The following is a 16,706-nucleotide window of genomic DNA, read 5'->3' as shown; positions in this document are numbered from 1 at the left end:
CTCTCAAGCGCATTCAAACTTAGCCGTAACGGCAGCCCTTTCACTGCCGTTGTTGTCGGTTTTGCGGGTAATCACGATATTCTGACCGATTAATGCGCGGTGAGCGAAGCGTGATCATCGCCATGAGTTTCTGCGTGATAGCTGATGAATAGCCCGATCGTGGCGAGTGTGCCGAGTATCAGCATGATTGCCCCCAGAGAGAGTTGACTTGCCACGCCCAACTGACTTGCCACCAAGGTGACTACCCCTGCCAAAAGGTTTTGTGTACCGCCTAAAATCGCGCCGGCGGTTCCGGCATGATGAGGGAACGGGCTAATTGCACCGGTGCTTGCCGCGGGAAACAGAATGCCTGCTCCGGCAAAGTAAACACAGCCACCACCAATCAATGCATAAAGTGACACCTCACCCATTAGGCCAGGTAAGGTGATCAATCCTGCTCCCATCAGAGCGAGGACGCTGCCCAGTGCCAACGTGGCATAATAGCCCAGGCTGTCGGCGAATCGGCTAGATAGTCCCGCCCCCACTAAGTAAGCAGGAAGTGGTACCACAAAAAGCAAACTAATCATACGCGGTGATAACGCCATGGTATCGGACATAATCACACCTGCCGCTGCTTCAAACAGAGAGACACCGGCAAACACAGTCACGAGGCAAAGCAGATAGCCTTTAAAGCGACGTGAGCCCATAACATGGCGGTAACGTGTACCAAAGTGACCGGGTTGACGTGACTCACGTGGCAATGTTTCGGTAARTCGCAGCGTCATGATCGCATACACGGCAATGCCTAGTAGGAGCAAGAAAAAGTAGCTCGCGCGCCAGTTTAAAGCTTCGGTTAAGAATCCCCCGAGTAGCGGCGCAAGTAAGGGAGAGAAAATCAGTCCCATACTGACAAGGCTATTAGCGCGGTGCAGTTTAGCACCAGAAAAACAGTCTCGCGGAAGTGTACGCGCCATGGCGCCGCCACAGCCAATGCCAGCACCTTGAACGACGCTGCCAATCAAAAAACCGTTAAATGAGCTCACCAGTAAGGTTACGCCTGTACCCACTAAAAATAGTACCAGGCCGGCCAATATCACGGGTTTACGCCCTACTCGGTCAGACACGGCACCATAAATGAACTGCGATAATCCGTACGGAATCAAATAACAGGCCATGACTGCTTGTAACCGTGACGGTGACACCGCAAAGTCCGTCGCCATCACGCCAATAGAAGGTACATACATGGTTTGGGTCATTTGCCCAACCGCTGCCAACATCACGATCAATAGCAATAGCTTGCCCATAGGCATTGCCGAGGACATACCAACACTCCTAAAAATTATTATGCGAAATTAACATTGAAAAACGAAAAAAGATTGAGGTTAAGGACATAACCTCCGAGAACACCTTGTTTACGGTGAGGGAATGATAGGCTTTGCAGGCAAGGTAAGCAATCGACGTTTAGCGTCACCACCCCGATTCTTTGTTATATTAAAGATTAGTTTATCTAATCCTAAATCCAGCGACGCACCTGTGCTTTGTAGGCTTCAAATTCATCGGGCCATTGGCTCAACAAGCGATACTCTTCGGCAGGAATAAATGTGGCAGACAAGTAAGCCATAAAAGCAGGGATCATCCCCCAGCACCATAGCGCATTAAAGTAGAACCCGGCGGCAACAATGATCAATATCATCGCCAAGTACATTGGGTTACGGCTATAAGCGTAGATGCCTGTAGTGACCAGCGCGGAGGGGGCTTGTAGCGGATCGACAGTGGTGTGATGACGATGAAACGCCCATTTTGCCGCCAGCAATAGCCCTAAGGCAACGACAAACGGTGCAATCGCCCAGCTGGGGCTGCCTAGCTTAATATCAAAAGGAAAGTAATACGTTAATGCAAGCCCGCCGCCAATTGCCGCTAACATGGCAACGGGAGGTAAAGGGGGAAAGAGATAACGCCAAGCCGGTACACGCATAACTCGTCCTTGAGTGATGACTGATATAATAGCGAAACTCTAACCAAAAAAGGCAGCCACTGTCACTGCCTTTTTGCCAAATTACGAGGCGTTAACGCTTAATATTCAGTCTTGCTCAAGATTGAGACGATGCTTGCCGTGTTCGATCTTGGCTTTCAGATAATTACGGTTACCATCTTTAAGGTGGGCTTTGGTGCCAATCACTTCTTTTAAGGTGATACCTGCGGCTTGTAATTCTTCGATTTTTTTCGGGTTATTGGTCACTAAGCGGATGCAATCAATATTAAGCGCTTTGAGCATTTGCGCCGCTTCGGTAAACTCTCGCAGATCGTCAGCGAAGCCAAGGTGATTGTTGGCTTCGTAAGTTGTCATGCCTTCGCTTTGTAACTTATAGGCGTCTAATTTATTGTACAGACCAATGCCTCGTCCTTCTTGACGGAGGTACAAAATAATCCCGCCATCTTCACCCATTTTATGGATAGTTTCTTCTAGTTGTTCGCCGCAATCACAGCGTGAGGAGTGAAAGACATCGCCGGTTAGGCACTCAGAGTGCATACGTACTAGCGGTGGATTAGCCGTGTGATCGGCCTGCTTAAAGATCAGCGCGACGTGCTCTTGTTCGGATTGTAATCCATGGAAGGAAAGGATCTCTGCGGGGATCTCGCTTCCCACCCCGACTTTCAACGGCACTCGGGCCCTAACTTTAACCATTATGCGTTTATCTCTTACTGCTGATACCCGATTCAGGGCGCTAACATTACTACACCCACGATCGGATGCCAATGAGAAGATGTTATAATATAACACAAAAGGGTTATGTTATAACATCATGTATTCAGATATTGAGTGTGTTTATTGTAACCGGCGCACCACAACGGCAGGATTACCCGCGACAATAGAGAAAGGCTCAATGTCTGTATCCACGACAGATCCTGCTTCAATCACGACCCCCTCACCGATTGCAATGCCCGCTTTAATCACCGTATTGCCTTCAATAATGACGTTGTTACCAATAATCACATCTTGAGAAGACTCACACTCACCACGGGCAATATCTAGCGGTAATACGCGATGGCGGGTGGTATAGATCCCAACGTTCGGGCCAATGCTGACATTATCGCCAACGCTGACATGCGCGCCATCTAGAATCGTGCAATTGGGCCCGACACTGACATTACTGCCGATACTAATGTTCATACCGTAATGACAAAAGAAGGGCGCATCGATTTCGACGTTGTCACCGATATGCGCAAACAGTTTAGTGGTGACCACATTTAAGCTGGAGGCAYCCTCTGGATCCAGTCGATTAAATTGTTGGCACAGTCGGCGCGCCGCATAACGAAACAACGTCAGTTCCTCATCGGCAGGACAGTACGGCAAGCCTCGCTGCATTTTTTCAAATTCCGTCATCCACCTATCCTTGATGCGGCATGGGAGCCGAGGTCGACTCAAACTCTGAGTTATCGACCGATGACAAAGCCACCAGCGCATCGCCATATTGATCTAGAAACTGATTGCCCAATGTTAGGCCCAATTGATAATCCGCCTCCAAGGCTTCAGATTTGCTCAACAACGCACTGCTTTGCAGCGGCTCATTCGGCGCAATTTGTAGCACTTGCGCACGCGCAGGTGGGTTGGCCAAAAACTGTAGCTCACTTTGATAGCTTTGATAGTGGGTGGTGAACATTTTCAGCATGTCGGTACTGAGTGGCTTACCCGATAGCGATTGTAGCCGATAAATGGTGTCACCACCGAACAGCCAGCGTCCGCCATTTTGCATCGCCTTCTCTCTCATACTGTCTTTCACTCGACTGACCCACTGCTCTCGGCTCGACTTATAGCGTTCCGATAACTCTCCTAACTGCTTACTCAGCTCTTTTTGAAAGGTTTCAAACCGCGCTAGTCGATATTTTTCTTCAAAGTTAGTGAGGTAATCCGCGATTTTAAATTGGGATTTGTGGGTTTCAAATCGTGCTCGCAGTGTTTCAAGAAAGCGACCGCTATCATCGACGCGTTTTTCCTGTTCTACATCAGGCTCTGTACGGATCACTACAATGATATCCGCGCCGCGCGCAAACGCTTCTTTCGCCGGGATTGCAGCAGTTACGCCACCATCGACGTACCGGTGTTCGTTGATATTAACCGGGTGTGGATACAACAGTGGAATGGCACAGGTTGCCTTAAGCGCATCAGGCCAATTATCTTCTGTTAGCGAGAAAAAGGCAGGTTTCAAGATATCGACATCGGTTGCACACGCATAAGCATATCGATTTTGCAGGTGGCGACGTGCCGTCTCCATGTCCAATGCCGTCTCTTTTCCGGGTAGCGCGGTCTCTAGTGCCCAATCAAGATCCATATGATGCTGACGCCGCACATACTTCATTAAGTGGAAGAAGCGTTCTTGGGTCGTCAGCTGGGTAATAAATCGGTAGCCATATTGGTATTGTTGGCAGACATACGCACTCATATTGAGCGCCCCAGCGGACGTACCATAATAGTGCTCGAACGGATCAAAGTGGCGAGTCAAAAATGCGTCGATGACACCCGCCGTAAAAATACCGCGCTGCCCACCTCCTTGCAGGACCAAGGAAATTCTTTGCGGTCGCGAAGGCTGGCTCTTATTTAAACCGATAGCCTGCGTATCGGCCGCAAACATCTTAGGTTGTACGGCTTGCTTGCTGTCTACCACACTCGCCCCTTACGAGCACACTCACGTTATGCATCTGTTTTTATTGAACGATGCCGCATAGTCTAACGCGTCGTGTAACGCTGCGCTAGCGCTTACCCCGTTAAGGATGAGTGAGCGTGTTTCAGTAAGCATCTAACCTGACACTTATCTACATTGTTCACTTTTACCCCATCACTGCCACCGCAGCGAAGGTAAATATCATGCCTAGCGCACAACCTGCGGTGATTAACGCGTAGCCCAATGTGGTGTTCATCGCCTGACTCCTTACTGTTTACGTTTTTAATTTTGTTACAGGGTTAGATGGTTAGCTGGTTAGCTCACCAACAGTATAAAACCTGGTTAAGTGTGCGCCTTTATGGGCTGCAATTCTGCTATTAGGATCATGTTTCATCACGCTGTGGCACAATAAAAGCGCTTGTTAATGCTGTTTTTTTCGTCAATTAACATCCACCACCAAATAACCATGAATCACCACCTATTGACAAAAAAGACAGTTCTTTTCACTAGAGAACAACAAAATTTTATCATCAACAACTGTCAAAGCATCATTATTGCAGGTTAACCCCCATCTTTTTGCTAACTTGTTGGTTTTAAGGCTATTGATTTAGTCTCTTGCTGTGCTTAATGTGCAATGACTGCCCGCTTTAGATAAAAAAATCAACATTCGGGCAACAGGACGTTAAAAATCAATATTGCGGGAATGTGCTATTTCTTTCATATCGGCCAAAAAACGCAGCATCACAACACTGCGGGCTTGGATAAGCGCAAGAAGGGCAATTCGCAAAGGAGTAAGTAGATATGCAAAGAGAACAATGGGGCTCACGGGCTGGGTTTATCCTCGCTGCCGTTGGGTCAGCAGTCGGCCTAGGGAATATTTGGCGATTCCCCTATATGGCGTATGAGAACGGTGGCGGTGCCTTTTTTATCCCTTACCTTTTCGCCATGCTCACTGCCGGTATTCCATTTATGATCATGGAGTTTGGTTTAGGAAAAAAATTACGTGGCTCATCGCCCGTGGTTTTCTCAAAACTCAACACCAAGTTTGAGTGGCTCGGTTGGTTCCAAGTCTTGATTGCGGCAACGATTGGGATCTACTACGTCGCGGTCATTGGTTGGGCCATTTCGTACTTTGGCTTCTCATTTGGACAAGATTGGGGCACAGATACCAACGCCTTCTTCTTTTCAGATTACCTAAAGCTGGGTGAAAACTCGCCCACTAATTTGGGTGATTGGCAATGGCATATTGCGATTCCGATGATCATTGCGTGGGCAATCACGTTTGCTGCCGTATTCCGTGGCGTAAAAGGCGGGATCGAAAAGGCGAGCAAAATCATGATGCCACTGTTGTTTATCATGGTGCTGCTGCTAATTGGCCGTGTGGTGATGTTACCGGGCGCGCTTGATGGGCTTAACTACTTGTTTTCGCCAGACTTTAGCAAACTGACAGATGCCAGTGTTTGGTCCGCTGCTTACGGGCAGATTTTCTTCACTCTCTCTGTCGGCTTTGCCATCATGCTCGCTTACTCAAGCTATTTACCTGAGAAATCGGATGTGAATAATAACGCCTTAATGACGGTGTTGATTAACTGCGGCTTTTCGATTGTCGCGGGTGTGTTGATCTTCTCTATTCTCGGCTACATGGCCGCCGAACAGAGTAAGGGCATCACTGACGTCGTCAGCGGCGGTGTCGGCTTGGCCTTTGTCACTTTGCCAGCCGCAATTAATCTGTTGCCTATCCCTTATATTTTGGGTCCCTTGTTCTTCTTAGCGCTGGTGGTGGCAGGCTTAAGCTCGCATATCTCGATCATCGAGGCGGTTACATCATCGATCATGGATAAGTTGAATGTCACACGTCAAAAAGCGGCAATCGCGGTTTGTGGTGTGGGCTTTGTGGTCTCAATGGCGTTTGCTACCAACGGTGGCTTGTTGCTGCTTGATTTAGTCGACTACTTTGTCAACAACGTTGCATTGTTAACCAGCTGCTTGCTTGAGCTAATTGTCGTAGGCTGGCTAGTGAAACTGTCTGACATCCGTCAATACGTGAATCGCGTATCTGAATTTAATGTGGGACAGTGGATGGAAATTTGTATCCGCTTTATCAGCCCGATTATGCTGGCCGTGATCTTGGTTAAAAACCTGATTGATACCTTTAACGACGGCTATGGTGGCTATGCGCAGTTCGAGCTACTAACCCTCGGTTGGGGCTTGGTGGCAGCCATGCTGGTTGTTGGCATTATTGTTAACAGCACAACCACACCCGCTCGTGATATGGAGACAGACGCATGACAACAGGTGCAATCGTAATGATGCTTATCGGTTTAGCGGTAACATGGGGCGGTGCCGCTCTGTGTATTCGTAAAGCGATGCAAAGTAATAGTGAATAAAATATGTGAAGCGCCTGCTGCAAGTAGGCGCTGTTTTAACAATACAAACACGCCTAACAGCCCTCAAGCTCGATATCGCTTGGGGGCTTTTTGTTAGTCGCTGATTAATTACACAAACTGCGGGGTTGTTTCTAGCATCTTAGCCACAAAGCACCGATAATGGACCGATCAAAATAGCAACGAGGACAAAAGCACTATGGCTTCAGCCAAACGCATCTTGGTGGTGGATGACGATGTTGAGATTCGTGAACTTCTTCAGGCTTATCTGGCGAAAGCCGGTTATGACGTAGTCACCGCGCAAAATGGTCATGAGATGCAATCTAAGCTGGCCGTGCAGTATCCCGACTTAATTCTTTTAGACGTCATGCTTCCGGGTGATGACGGCTTTACCTTATGTAAACGTATCCGCAAAGACTCGGGTGTCCCCATCATTATGCTCACGGCGGTGTCGGACGAGACGGATCAAATTGTCGGGCTTGAATTGGGCGCGGATGATTACATTGCAAAACCCTTTAGCCCTCGCCAACTGATTGCACGTATTCGCGCGTTACTGCGCCGTACTCAACAGTTACAAGAAACAACCTTGTCACGCCCAAAAGCGATCCGTTTTGGCCAGTGGCGTCTTGAGCCAGCTACGCAGCAGCTGCATCATGTTGTCACTGGGATGGAAATCGAGCTGTCTGCCTCTGACTACGCACTGCTCATGCTCTTTATCGACCACCCGCACCAGCTACTGGATCGTAACGCCATTAGTCAGGCAACACGCGGGCGAGACGCCCAAGCGCAAGAACGTGGTATTGATGTTCAAGTCAGCCGTCTGCGTCAACGCTTACGCGATACCAGTAAAGCGAACCTAATTAAAACGGTACGTGGTGCAGGTTATATGTTTGTTGCCGAGATCCAGTATGAATCATGAATGGCTCGAAAAACTGATCCCACGCTCTCTGCTTTCCAGAACACTGCTGTTAACGCTACTATCGGTGGTCTTGGCACAAGGGATTGCGACATCAATCTGGTATACTCAGTCGAAGCGAACCCAGCTAGAGGGATTAGAATCCGCATCGGCGAGTTTAGCCAACATGTTTGCATCAACCACCACCTTTTTTCAGTCTTTACCCGTGGCGTATCGTCATGTCGCATTGAATCAGTTGCGTAATATGGGTGGCACGCGGTTTTTTGTTTCATTCAATAAAGAGAAAATTCACATCACGCCGATCGAAGACACGCAAGCCAAACAGGTTGCTATCGATACCGTATCAGGCATTCTTCATCAACAACTGCCGGCGTTAAACACCATCGAGGTTGATTTTTCTCGCCCTGAAACATTGCGGGTGCTGAATAACGATATTTTATTGCAAGATTTGCCCAAGTCTTGGGCACATCACACCTTAAGCTTAGAGCCACTCAATCCACCTATTCTGGTGGTGCAAATGGAGCTTAAAACCGGTGAATGGGTTTATATCGCTGCCCTACTTCCTGCGCCCTATGTGACCCTCGATGATACGCTGATCACCGCCGATCAAGTGGTCTTTATCGTGGTCATTACCGCTTTGCTGCTATTTTTTACCTACATCTTAATTCGTCAACAAGCTCGGCCGCTAAAGCGATTAGCAAAGGCCGCTAATTTATTCAGTACTGACATTGAGCAACCCCCGCTTAAAGAAGAAGGTGCGGCTGAAATTGCGATTGTGACCCGAGCTTTCAACCGGATGCAACGACGCTTACAACGCCATCTACGCGAGCGGGAAACCCTTTTTCGCTCGATGTCGCATGATTTAAAAACCCCTATCACGCGGTTACGCCTGCGCGCGGAACTGATCGACGATGAGGTACAAACGGCAAAATTAAATAAAGACTTGGACGATCTTGAAATGATGGTGAAAGGCGCGGTTCAAACCGTGCGTGATACCGATATTCACGAGAATATGGCCGCGATTGATGTGATCGACTTTTTAGCGATGATTGTTGAACCCCACAACCAAACCAGAATGCGGGTGCAGATTGAAAGCGATGCCGTGCCGCCATTTACCTGTAAACCGCTCGCGTTTAAACGGTGCCTATCCAATTTAATTGATAACGGGGTTAAGTATGGCGACAAAGTAACCATTTATGTGATGGACGCGGCGCACACCTTAGATATCACCTTGATCGATGAAGGCCCTGGTATTCCAGAAGAAGCGCTCACGTCAGTGTTCGATCCCTATGTGCGCTTGCATGATGACAGTGACGGCTCGGGCTTAGGCCTTGGGATCGCCAGAGATATCATTCATGCCCATGGTGGTGATATGGTGCTCAGTAATCATCGTGAGGGTGGATTACAAGTTGATATCAGTTTCCCGCGGGTAGAAGAATAATGCGTCGAACAACACGATTTTTATCGGGTGCGCTGCTTGCGTACAGTTTGTTAGCCTACAGCGTTAGCGCCGCTGCAAGCAAGGTTGAAGTGCTTCACTGGTGGACCTCAGCCGGAGAGGCCAAAGCCGCCTCGGTATTACGTCAGGGCATGGAGCGACAAGGCTATCAATGGCAAGATTTTGCGGTAGGAGGTCGCGCTGGGATCAGTGCGATGAATACACTGAGAATTCGTGCGATTAGTGGCAATCCACCTTTGGCCGCACAAATCAAAGGCCCAGAGATCACGGAGTGGGCGAGACTCGGTTTTTTGCGTAATCTTAATAATATTGCTGATGCCGAGCAGTGGGAAGCCAAGATCCCTGCGCCACTTAGAGATGTGATGCAGTATCAAGGCAATTACGTCGCCGCGCCCATTAATATCCACCGAGTAAATTGGCTATGGATTAACTTACGTGCGTTTGAGGCCGCGGATGCTGATATCCCGACCGACTTTGATAGCTTTTTTACTGCGGCAGATAAACTTAAGCAGGCAGGCTATATTCCCCTTGCCCTGGGCGGAGAGCCCTGGCAAGTGGCGACGCTGTTTGACAGCTTGGCCCTGTCCGTCATGGGACCACAACTTTATCAGCGGGCGTTTCTTAATTTCGAACGCAACGCATTACTGAGTGACGGCGTCATTGAAGCGTTCCGTTTACTCACCAAAATGCGCAAATATGTCGATGACAAGGGTCAAGGCCGAAACTGGAGCGATACCACGCAGCTGCTGATTAATAATCAGGCAGGCATGCAAGTAATGGGAGATTGGGCGAAAGGTGAATTTTTCGCAGCTAATCAGCAAGAAGGCAAGGCGTTTACCTGTGTTGCCGTTCCTGGCACTGAACACGCGTTTAGCTATAACGTCGACAGCTTTGTGTTTTTTAAACCCAACAATGAAAACGAGCGGCAAAGCCAGGCGGATATAGCGTCGTATTTATTGACACCGCAATTTCAACGCGATTTTAATCGTTATAAAGGCTCTTTGCCGATCCGATTTGATGTGCCATTGCCTGAGGATGATCATTGCGCCCACGCATCGCGCGATGCGTTTCTCTATGCGCAAGAACACGGCACCTTAAGCCCGAGTATGTCACATGGACTGTCGACCACACGCTATGTGCAAAGTGCCATTTTTGATGTGATTGACGAGTTTTTCTACGACCCGAAGCAAACCCCGCGTGAGGCCGCAGAAGCACTCTATCGGGCGATCTTATCGGCGCAAGCATGATCACACCTTGCGGTCTAACTCGCCATGATTAAAACGCACAAGGAACAAAGGCAATGTCACTGGCAAGCTCAGTGTGGTCAGTGAACACATAGTCAAATTGCTTGAGCGTTTTCACTTTCACCGGCGCACTGCGCTGCCATTTTGAACCATCAGCCACCAGCCAACGCGCGGTGGCGGCTTCCAACATGGTGCCACTGACATCGGCTTCATCCGGGGAAAACTCGCAGGCCCACCCTTCTTCACTCACCGCCGCACAACCAATAATGGCAATATCGGCTTGAAAGCGGGATAAAAACTGAATCACCGAATGGCCCACCATATCTTGATCGTTGGCCCGTAACTTTCCGCCGGCCAGCCAAATTTCTAGGTCAGAATTAGCGCCGAGAATGTGGGCGATTTGTACGTTGTTGGTTATCACCCGAAGATCACGTCGGGTGAGTAGCTGTTCGGCAATCGCCGAGACAGTAGTGCCAATCCCCAACATCACGGTGGCCCCGTCAGGAATACGCTCGGCGACAGCCTGCGCAATCGCAGTTTTAATCCCACGATGGCGTTCAAGCCGGCGCTGATAGTCACTGTTTGCCTGTGCGGAGGGCATATTGATCCCACCATGATGACGACGGGCGAGCCCCAACGCACAAAGCTGATTAATATCGCGACGGATAGTCTGCGTAGTCACGGAAAAATGCGCGGCCAAGTAGTCAGTTTCTAAATGTTCGACATCGGCTAATTGGCTGAGAATATCTCGCTGTCGCCAGTTTAATCCCAAATCGTTAGTCACCAACACTCCCTCCTTATTTTTCAATTTGTCGATATCAACTTATCGATAAATAACGCTCAGGGGCGTCGGTGATCATCATGTCCACTCCCCACTCCCATAAAGGTGCCACGGTGTGCGGATCATTAGGGGTGTAACACTTCAATGCTAAACCTGAATCTTTAACGGATTTTGCTTTCTCTTGGGTGAGGTGGCGATAGTTGCAGTGAATGCTAAGTGTGGCTAAATCGCGAAACTCATGCCAATTATCAGGGATGGTTTCCCATAAGATCGCCCGGGCAAGGCTCGGTTTTTGATCGCGACAATACCGCAACGCATCTAAAGAGAAAGACGAGATTAAGACCTGCCGCTCATTCACAGGGCTTGTCGATAAACAATCAAATACCGCGTCGCATAATGCAGCAATATCGGTATCGGCATAGGTTTTTATCTCAAGGTTAAGGTGCAGCTCATCGTGATGAACTTGTGCCAATACGGCCGCTAATGTCGGCACTCGTTGTTGAGCAAAATTAGCTGAAAAGTGGCTTCCCGCATCCAATTGCTGTAAATCGACTAAGTCGGTGTCTTTCAACGCCCCTTTCCCGTTCGTGCACCGGGATAACGTTTGATCATGAAAGACTACAGGAATGCCGTCTTGAGTTAATTGCACATCTACTTCCACCCAACTTAAGCCGAGTTCACGCACGCGGGTGATCGACGCTAAAGTATTTTCAGGCGCTTGAGCGGCGACGCCCCGGTGACCACATAATTTATGAGGTGATACCGGAGTGGATGATAAAACTGACTTTTCGGGCTCGGTTTTCATATGAACATCTCTTTATCTTAAATAAATCTATTGTAAGCCAACCAGGACTTCATTTCTCCCCGTTAAAGGTGACAGATTTGTTACACTACTATTACCTTTTATTTCATGATTTTCATTGACACAACACGATTTAATTAACATTTTTTTTCACAGACAACGAGATCGCGGTCAAAAGTCATACAGTTGTCATCTCCCTTTTCGGTGAGGTTCATATTATGTTCATTTTTGTTCATTAAGTTGCCAGATGAACATTACCCCATCCTCAAAAGGAGTGACGCATGAAAACCCAACGCTTAACCGCGCTTTCTTCGGCCTTGTTGTTGGCCTCGTTTTCCGCCAACGCTGCAACCGAAATTGAATGGTGGCACGCAATGGGCGGAAATCTCGGTGAAAAAGTGAATGAAATGGCCGAGAAGTTCAATGCCAGTCAGGACGACTACACAGTGAAGCCCGTTTATAAGGGCAACTATACCGAAACCATGACGGGGGCGGTCTCTGCCTTCCGCGCCAACAAACAACCTCATATCGTGCAAGTGTTTGAGGTAGGCACGGCGACCATGATGTCTGCAAAAGGCGCCATTTACCCAGTGTATGAGTTAATGCAAGACGCCAAAGTACCGTTCGATCAGTCTGATTATCTCTCTTCTGTGACCGGCTACTACTCAGACGAAAATGGCAACATGTTGTCTATGCCGTTTAACAGCTCAACACCGGTGCTTTATTACAACAAAGATTTGTTCGCCAAAGCGGGGGTGACACCACCTAAGACTTGGGAAGAGGTCGAGCAAGTATCAGAAAAGCTTCTCGCCAATGGCACCCAGTGTGGCTTCACCACTGGCTGGCAGTCTTGGGTACAAATCGAAAACCTCGGCGCACGTCATAATACCCCGATTGCCACCAATGATAACGGCTTTAGCAGTGTGGATAACGAAATGCTGATTAACCAATCACCTTTCGTTGATCACATCGCCAAAATGGCAGACTGGCAACAAGCTGGGATCTTTGAGTATGGCGGCCGTCGCTCTGACAGTGCACCACTTTTTTATAGTGGCGAGTGTGCCATGTATATGAACTCTTCAGCGTCCTATGCGGGCGTGCGTGAGAGCGTGAAAGACTTTGAGTTTGGTGTTGCCAAGCTGCCTTACTGGGATAAAGCCGTTGAGCAGCCAAGAAATACGATTATTGGCGGCGCCACGCTTTGGGTTCTGCAAGGTCATGAATCAGAAGAGTACAAGGGCGTTGCTCAGTTCTTCTCGTTCTTGTCAAAACCAGAGATCCAAGCTGATTGGCACCAATTTACTGGCTATCTGCCGATCACTCACGGTGCGTATGAGCTAAGTAAAAAGCAAGGCTTTTACGCTAAGAACCCGGGGACAGATGTCGCGATTAATCAGATGACAGAAGTGGAGCCCACCCCTGCATCGAAAGGTATTCGTTTGGGTAACTTCGTGCAAATTCGCGATGTGATCAACGAAGAGCTTGAAACTGTCTGGTCGGGTGATAAGTCAGCGCAAGAAGCGTTGGATGAGGCCGTTGAACGTGCGAACGGATTGCTCGCTAAGTTTGCTAAAGCGAACAAATAATTACGCCTTGTATTATGGAGCGGTGCGCTGAGCCCGCTCTTTTTATTGAGAAAGTCTATGTCCAATAAACCCACATTTAACCACAGTGCGTTTCCCATTTTATTACTCGCACCGCAACTGCTCATTACGTTTGTTTTCTTTATTTGGCCAGCAGCACAAGCGGTCTGGCAGTCGATGCTACTTGAAGATCCTTTTGGGCTCAGTACCGAGTTCGTCGGTGCTGACAATTTTATCGCACTCATTGGTGATACAAGCTATTACAGTAGCTTTTTCACTACGCTGTTTTTTAGTTTTTCAGTCGCCGCTATTGCTCTTCTCTCGGCATTAGTGCTCGCGGTGATGGCCGATCGTGTGATCAAAGGCGCGACGGGCTATAAAACCTTATTGGTTTGGCCTTATGCGGTTGCTCCCGCTGTCGCTGGGGTGCTCTGGCTATTTATGTTCAACCCCACCGTGGGTGTACTGGCCCATGCGCTTGAAGCCATTGGGCTCGATTGGAATCCCTTTATTCATTCTGGGGATGCCATGACCATGGTCATTATTGCCGCCACCTGGAAGCAGATCAGCTATAACTTTTTGTTCTTTCTTGCAGGATTACAGTCGATCCCACGATCATTGATTGAAGCGGCCGCGATTGACGGGGCTGGACCGGGGAAACGGTTTGTGACCATTATTTTTCCGCTGCTGTCACCCACGTCATTCTTTCTCTTGGTTGTTAACTTGGTATACGCCTTCTTCGAGACGTTCGGCGTTATTCACGCTATGACCCAAGGCGGGCCAGGTCAATCGACAACCACGCTGGTTTATAAAGTTTACGCCGATGGCTTTGTTGGGCTCGATATGGGCTCATCCGCGGCCCAGTCGGTGGTGCTGATGATCTTGGTCGGTGCATTAACCGTGATTCAGTTTAAATATGTTGAAAAGAAGGTGGCCTACTAATGGTTGAACGTCGCCCTTGGCTTACTGTGTTCTCGCATCTGGTGTTGATTCTGGGTGTGGCCTCTGTTGCGTTGCCCGTGTGGCTTGCGCTCACCGCCGCCACTCATGATAGCAGCGCGTTTGTGAGTGGTGTCACCCCATTATGGTTTGGTGACAAAGGCTTATCTGTGTTTACAGAGATACTCACCGAAGGGACATCGCGTGAGTTAAATATCACCGTAGCAGGCATGTTATGGAATTCATTTTTAATGGCGATGGGCATATCCATCGGCAAACTGACTATTTCAATTTTGTCGGCCTATGCGGTGGTCTATTTCCGTTTTCCTGGCCGCATGCTGGCATTTTGGATCATTTTTATGACCTTAATGCTTCCTGTTGAAGTACGAATTATGCCGACATTCCAGGTCATTGCCGACCTCAATATGTTGAATTCCATGTCGGGCCTAACGATTCCACTGATCGCCAGCGCCACCGCGACCTTTTTATTCCGGCAGTTCTTTATGACCGTGCCGGGGGAAATGCTGGAAGCCGCCCGCATGGACGGTGCAGGTCCGTTTAAATTTTTTAAAGATATTTTATTACCCTTATCGCGCACCAATATTGCCGCGCTGTTTGTGATCACCTTTATCTATGGGTGGAACCAGTATTTATGGCCCATTCTGATCACCACGGATGACGAGTATTACACCATCGTGATGAGTATTCAGCGCATGTTGTCTGTTGGCGACGGTGAAGTGGAATGGAACCGCGTCATGGCAACCACATTAATGGCAATGCTACCGCCTGTATTGGTGGTTTTGGGCATGCAAAAACTATTTGTTAAAGGCTTAGTGGAGACGGAGAAGTAAATGGCAACGGTAACCCTCGATCAACTTCAAAAAACCTATCCGAATGGGTTCAAAGCTATTCATGGTGTCGACTTGGCCGTACAAGATGGCGAGATGATTGTCTTGGTCGGCCCAAGTGGTTGTGGTAAATCCACATTACTGCGCATGATTGCGGGCCTGGAGGCCATCTCGGATGGCGACTTAATTATCGACAACAAGCGAGTGAATGATCTGGAGCCGGGTGAGCGTGATATCGCGATGGTGTTTCAAAATTATGCGCTTTACCCGCACATGAGTGTGTTTAATAACATGGCTTACGGATTGAGAAACCGCGGCACCCCAAAAGCGGAGATTGAAACATTGGTCAACGAAGTCGCGACCATGTTGGAGCTTGATCACTTGCTAGATAGACGCCCCAATCAACTGTCTGGTGGCCAACGTCAGCGCGTGGCAATGGGCCGTGCAATTGTTCGTCGTCCCAAGGTGTTCTTGTTTGATGAACCCTTATCCAACCTGGATGCTAAGCTACGTGTTCAGATGCGTTTAGAAATAAAAAGCCTGCAACGAAAACTCAAGACGACAGCGATTTATGTCACCCACGATCAGGTTGAGGCGATGACGCTTGCCGACCGGTTAGTGGTGTTAAATGGCGGCAACGTCGAGCAAATTGGTACACCGCTGGAAGTCTATGATGCGCCTGCCAGCCTCTTTGTTGCCACCTTTATTGGCTCTCCGGCGATGAACATCGTCGACGGACAAATCCACAATCACGCCCTATCCATCGGTCATCACGCACTGGCTTATTGCGAGGGCACAACCGCATCATCGGTATGTGTTGGGCTACGGCCTGAACATTTAAAAATCGTCCCTAACGACCAGGCGCAATTTACGCTATCGGTGACCTTAACGGAGGCGTTAGGGGCCGATTTGTTGGTCTATGGTCACATCGCGGACACGGATAGTCTGATCACCTTGCGCTTAGAAGGCCATAGTAAAGTGATAGAGGGCGATCAACTACCGTTAGCGATTGACCCGCACAATTTGCATGTCTTTGCGGCTGAAAGCGGTAAACGGCTGACGCTTGATGTGAAAGCGCTTAGCGATGAGCGGGTTGTGGCGATTTAATCT

Annotated in this window: 16 protein-coding genes; 9 read left to right on the top strand and 7 right to left on the bottom strand. The window is 48.7% G+C overall.

The features are described from left to right. Positions 1–89: 89 nt before the first annotated feature. The 5 genes from emrD to BZG78_RS09175 form a co-directional block, all read right to left on the bottom strand. Complete coding sequence (gene emrD, locus BZG78_RS09195; RefSeq protein WP_077661022.1) at positions 90–1,301, bottom strand: multidrug efflux MFS transporter EmrD; 1,212 nt, start codon at positions 1,299–1,301, stop codon at positions 90–92. Between the two features lie 191 nt (positions 1,302–1,492). Then, a complete protein-coding gene (locus BZG78_RS09190) occupies positions 1,493–1,954 on the bottom strand; it encodes an isoprenylcysteine carboxylmethyltransferase family protein (protein WP_077461157.1) in 462 nt (153 codons plus the stop codon). 105 nt (positions 1,955–2,059) lie between these two features. Next, positions 2,060–2,665: a GTP cyclohydrolase II gene (gene ribA / locus BZG78_RS09185; RefSeq protein ID WP_021023753.1), complete on the bottom strand. Its 606-nt coding sequence runs from the start codon at positions 2,663–2,665 to the stop codon at positions 2,060–2,062. A gap of 141 nt (positions 2,666–2,806) precedes the next feature. Beyond that, positions 2,807–3,364 (bottom strand): sugar O-acetyltransferase, encoded by a 558-nt coding sequence (locus BZG78_RS09180; RefSeq protein ID WP_077661021.1) that lies wholly within the window; start codon positions 3,362–3,364, stop codon positions 2,807–2,809. A gap of 4 nt (positions 3,365–3,368) precedes the next feature. Beyond that, entirely contained in the window at positions 3,369–4,643 is a 1,275-nt protein-coding gene (locus BZG78_RS09175) for a patatin family protein (protein ID WP_242413009.1), read from the bottom strand. A 798-nt stretch (positions 4,644–5,441) separates the two neighbouring features. Between BZG78_RS09175 and BZG78_RS09170 the strand changes: the two genes are divergently transcribed. The 5 genes from BZG78_RS09170 (at position 5,442) to BZG78_RS09155 (ending at position 10,646) form a co-directional block, all read left to right on the top strand. Then, positions 5,442–6,929, top strand: a complete 1,488-nt coding sequence (locus BZG78_RS09170) for a sodium-dependent transporter (protein ID WP_077461155.1) — start codon at positions 5,442–5,444, stop codon at positions 6,927–6,929. Next, complete coding sequence (locus tag BZG78_RS15325) at positions 6,926–7,027, top strand: MetS family NSS transporter small subunit (RefSeq protein ID WP_021023748.1); 102 nt, start codon at positions 6,926–6,928, stop codon at positions 7,025–7,027. Before BZG78_RS09170 ends, BZG78_RS15325 begins: the two co-directional genes overlap by 4 nt. A gap of 196 nt (positions 7,028–7,223) precedes the next feature. Continuing rightward, complete coding sequence (locus BZG78_RS09165; RefSeq protein WP_021023747.1) at positions 7,224–7,943, top strand: response regulator transcription factor; 720 nt, start codon at positions 7,224–7,226, stop codon at positions 7,941–7,943. Next, positions 7,933–9,381, top strand: a complete 1,449-nt coding sequence (locus tag BZG78_RS09160; RefSeq protein WP_077661020.1) for an ATP-binding protein — start codon at positions 7,933–7,935, stop codon at positions 9,379–9,381. Before BZG78_RS09165 ends, BZG78_RS09160 begins: the two co-directional genes overlap by 11 nt. Beyond that, positions 9,381–10,646: an ABC transporter substrate-binding protein gene (locus tag BZG78_RS09155; protein ID WP_077661019.1), complete on the top strand. Its 1,266-nt coding sequence runs from the start codon at positions 9,381–9,383 to the stop codon at positions 10,644–10,646. Before BZG78_RS09160 ends, BZG78_RS09155 begins: the two co-directional genes overlap by 1 nt. A 28-nt stretch (positions 10,647–10,674) precedes the next feature. Here BZG78_RS09155 and BZG78_RS09150 read toward each other — a convergent pair whose 3' ends face one another. Continuing rightward, the gene (locus tag BZG78_RS09150; protein ID WP_242413008.1) at positions 10,675–11,427 is read right to left on the bottom strand and encodes a DeoR/GlpR family DNA-binding transcription regulator; all 753 of its coding nucleotides are present in this window, start codon (positions 11,425–11,427) and stop codon (positions 10,675–10,677) included. Positions 11,428–11,461: 34 nt separating this feature from the next. Next, entirely contained in the window at positions 11,462–12,229 is a 768-nt protein-coding gene (locus tag BZG78_RS09145) for a glycerophosphodiester phosphodiesterase family protein (RefSeq protein ID WP_077661018.1), read from the bottom strand. A 278-nt stretch (positions 12,230–12,507) separates the two neighbouring features. On the opposite strand from BZG78_RS09145, the gene ugpB reads away from it, so the two are divergent. Genes ugpB through BZG78_RS09125 form a run of 4 tightly spaced genes read left to right on the top strand, consistent with a single transcriptional unit; the run spans position 12,508 to position 16,703 of the window. Beyond that, the gene (ugpB, locus tag BZG78_RS09140; RefSeq protein WP_077576035.1) at positions 12,508–13,812 is read left to right on the top strand and encodes a sn-glycerol-3-phosphate ABC transporter substrate-binding protein UgpB; all 1,305 of its coding nucleotides are present in this window, start codon (positions 12,508–12,510) and stop codon (positions 13,810–13,812) included. 57 nt (positions 13,813–13,869) lie between these two features. After that, a complete protein-coding gene (gene ugpA, locus BZG78_RS09135) occupies positions 13,870–14,751 on the top strand; it encodes a sn-glycerol-3-phosphate ABC transporter permease UgpA (RefSeq protein WP_077646739.1) in 882 nt (293 codons plus the stop codon). After that, positions 14,751–15,599: a sn-glycerol-3-phosphate ABC transporter permease UgpE gene (gene ugpE / locus BZG78_RS09130; protein WP_077576037.1), complete on the top strand. Its 849-nt coding sequence runs from the start codon at positions 14,751–14,753 to the stop codon at positions 15,597–15,599. The genes ugpA and ugpE overlap by 1 nt, the downstream gene beginning before the upstream one ends. Beyond that, on the top strand, positions 15,600–16,703 hold the full coding sequence (locus BZG78_RS09125) for a sn-glycerol-3-phosphate import ATP-binding protein UgpC (RefSeq protein ID WP_077661017.1): 1,104 nt from the start codon (positions 15,600–15,602) through the stop codon (positions 16,701–16,703). The last annotated feature ends 3 nt before the right edge of the window (positions 16,704–16,706 follow it).

Source organism: Salinivibrio sp. MA351, from assembly GCF_001996065.1.
Taxonomy (GTDB): domain Bacteria; phylum Pseudomonadota; class Gammaproteobacteria; order Enterobacterales; family Vibrionaceae; genus Salinivibrio; species Salinivibrio costicola.
Note: the sequence above shows the minus strand (reverse complement) of the source record. Positions and strands in the feature narration are given on the sequence as shown.

What these genes read in the sequence shown, in the direction of transcription:
- BZG78_RS09190 (WP_077461157.1), bottom strand. Translation starts at nt 1,954, where the DNA reads ATGCGTGTACCGGCTTGGCGTTATCTCTTTCCCCCTTTACCTCCCGTT.
- ribA (WP_021023753.1), bottom strand. Translation starts at nt 2,665, where the DNA reads ATGGTTAAAGTTAGGGCCCGAGTGCCGTTGAAAGTCGGGGTGGGAAGC.
- BZG78_RS09170 (WP_077461155.1), top strand. Translation starts at nt 5,442, where the DNA reads ATGCAAAGAGAACAATGGGGCTCACGGGCTGGGTTTATCCTCGCTGCC.
- BZG78_RS15325 (WP_021023748.1), top strand. Translation starts at nt 6,926, where the DNA reads ATGACAACAGGTGCAATCGTAATGATGCTTATCGGTTTAGCGGTAACA.
- BZG78_RS09165 (WP_021023747.1), top strand. Translation starts at nt 7,224, where the DNA reads ATGGCTTCAGCCAAACGCATCTTGGTGGTGGATGACGATGTTGAGATT.
- BZG78_RS09160 (WP_077661020.1), top strand. Translation starts at nt 7,933, where the DNA reads ATGAATCATGAATGGCTCGAAAAACTGATCCCACGCTCTCTGCTTTCC.
- BZG78_RS09155 (WP_077661019.1), top strand. Translation starts at nt 9,381, where the DNA reads ATGCGTCGAACAACACGATTTTTATCGGGTGCGCTGCTTGCGTACAGT.
- BZG78_RS09145 (WP_077661018.1), bottom strand. Translation starts at nt 12,229, where the DNA reads ATGAAAACCGAGCCCGAAAAGTCAGTTTTATCATCCACTCCGGTATCA.
- ugpB (WP_077576035.1), top strand. Translation starts at nt 12,508, where the DNA reads ATGAAAACCCAACGCTTAACCGCGCTTTCTTCGGCCTTGTTGTTGGCC.
- ugpA (WP_077646739.1), top strand. Translation starts at nt 13,870, where the DNA reads ATGTCCAATAAACCCACATTTAACCACAGTGCGTTTCCCATTTTATTA.
- ugpE (WP_077576037.1), top strand. Translation starts at nt 14,751, where the DNA reads ATGGTTGAACGTCGCCCTTGGCTTACTGTGTTCTCGCATCTGGTGTTG.
- BZG78_RS09125 (WP_077661017.1), top strand. Translation starts at nt 15,600, where the DNA reads ATGGCAACGGTAACCCTCGATCAACTTCAAAAAACCTATCCGAATGGG.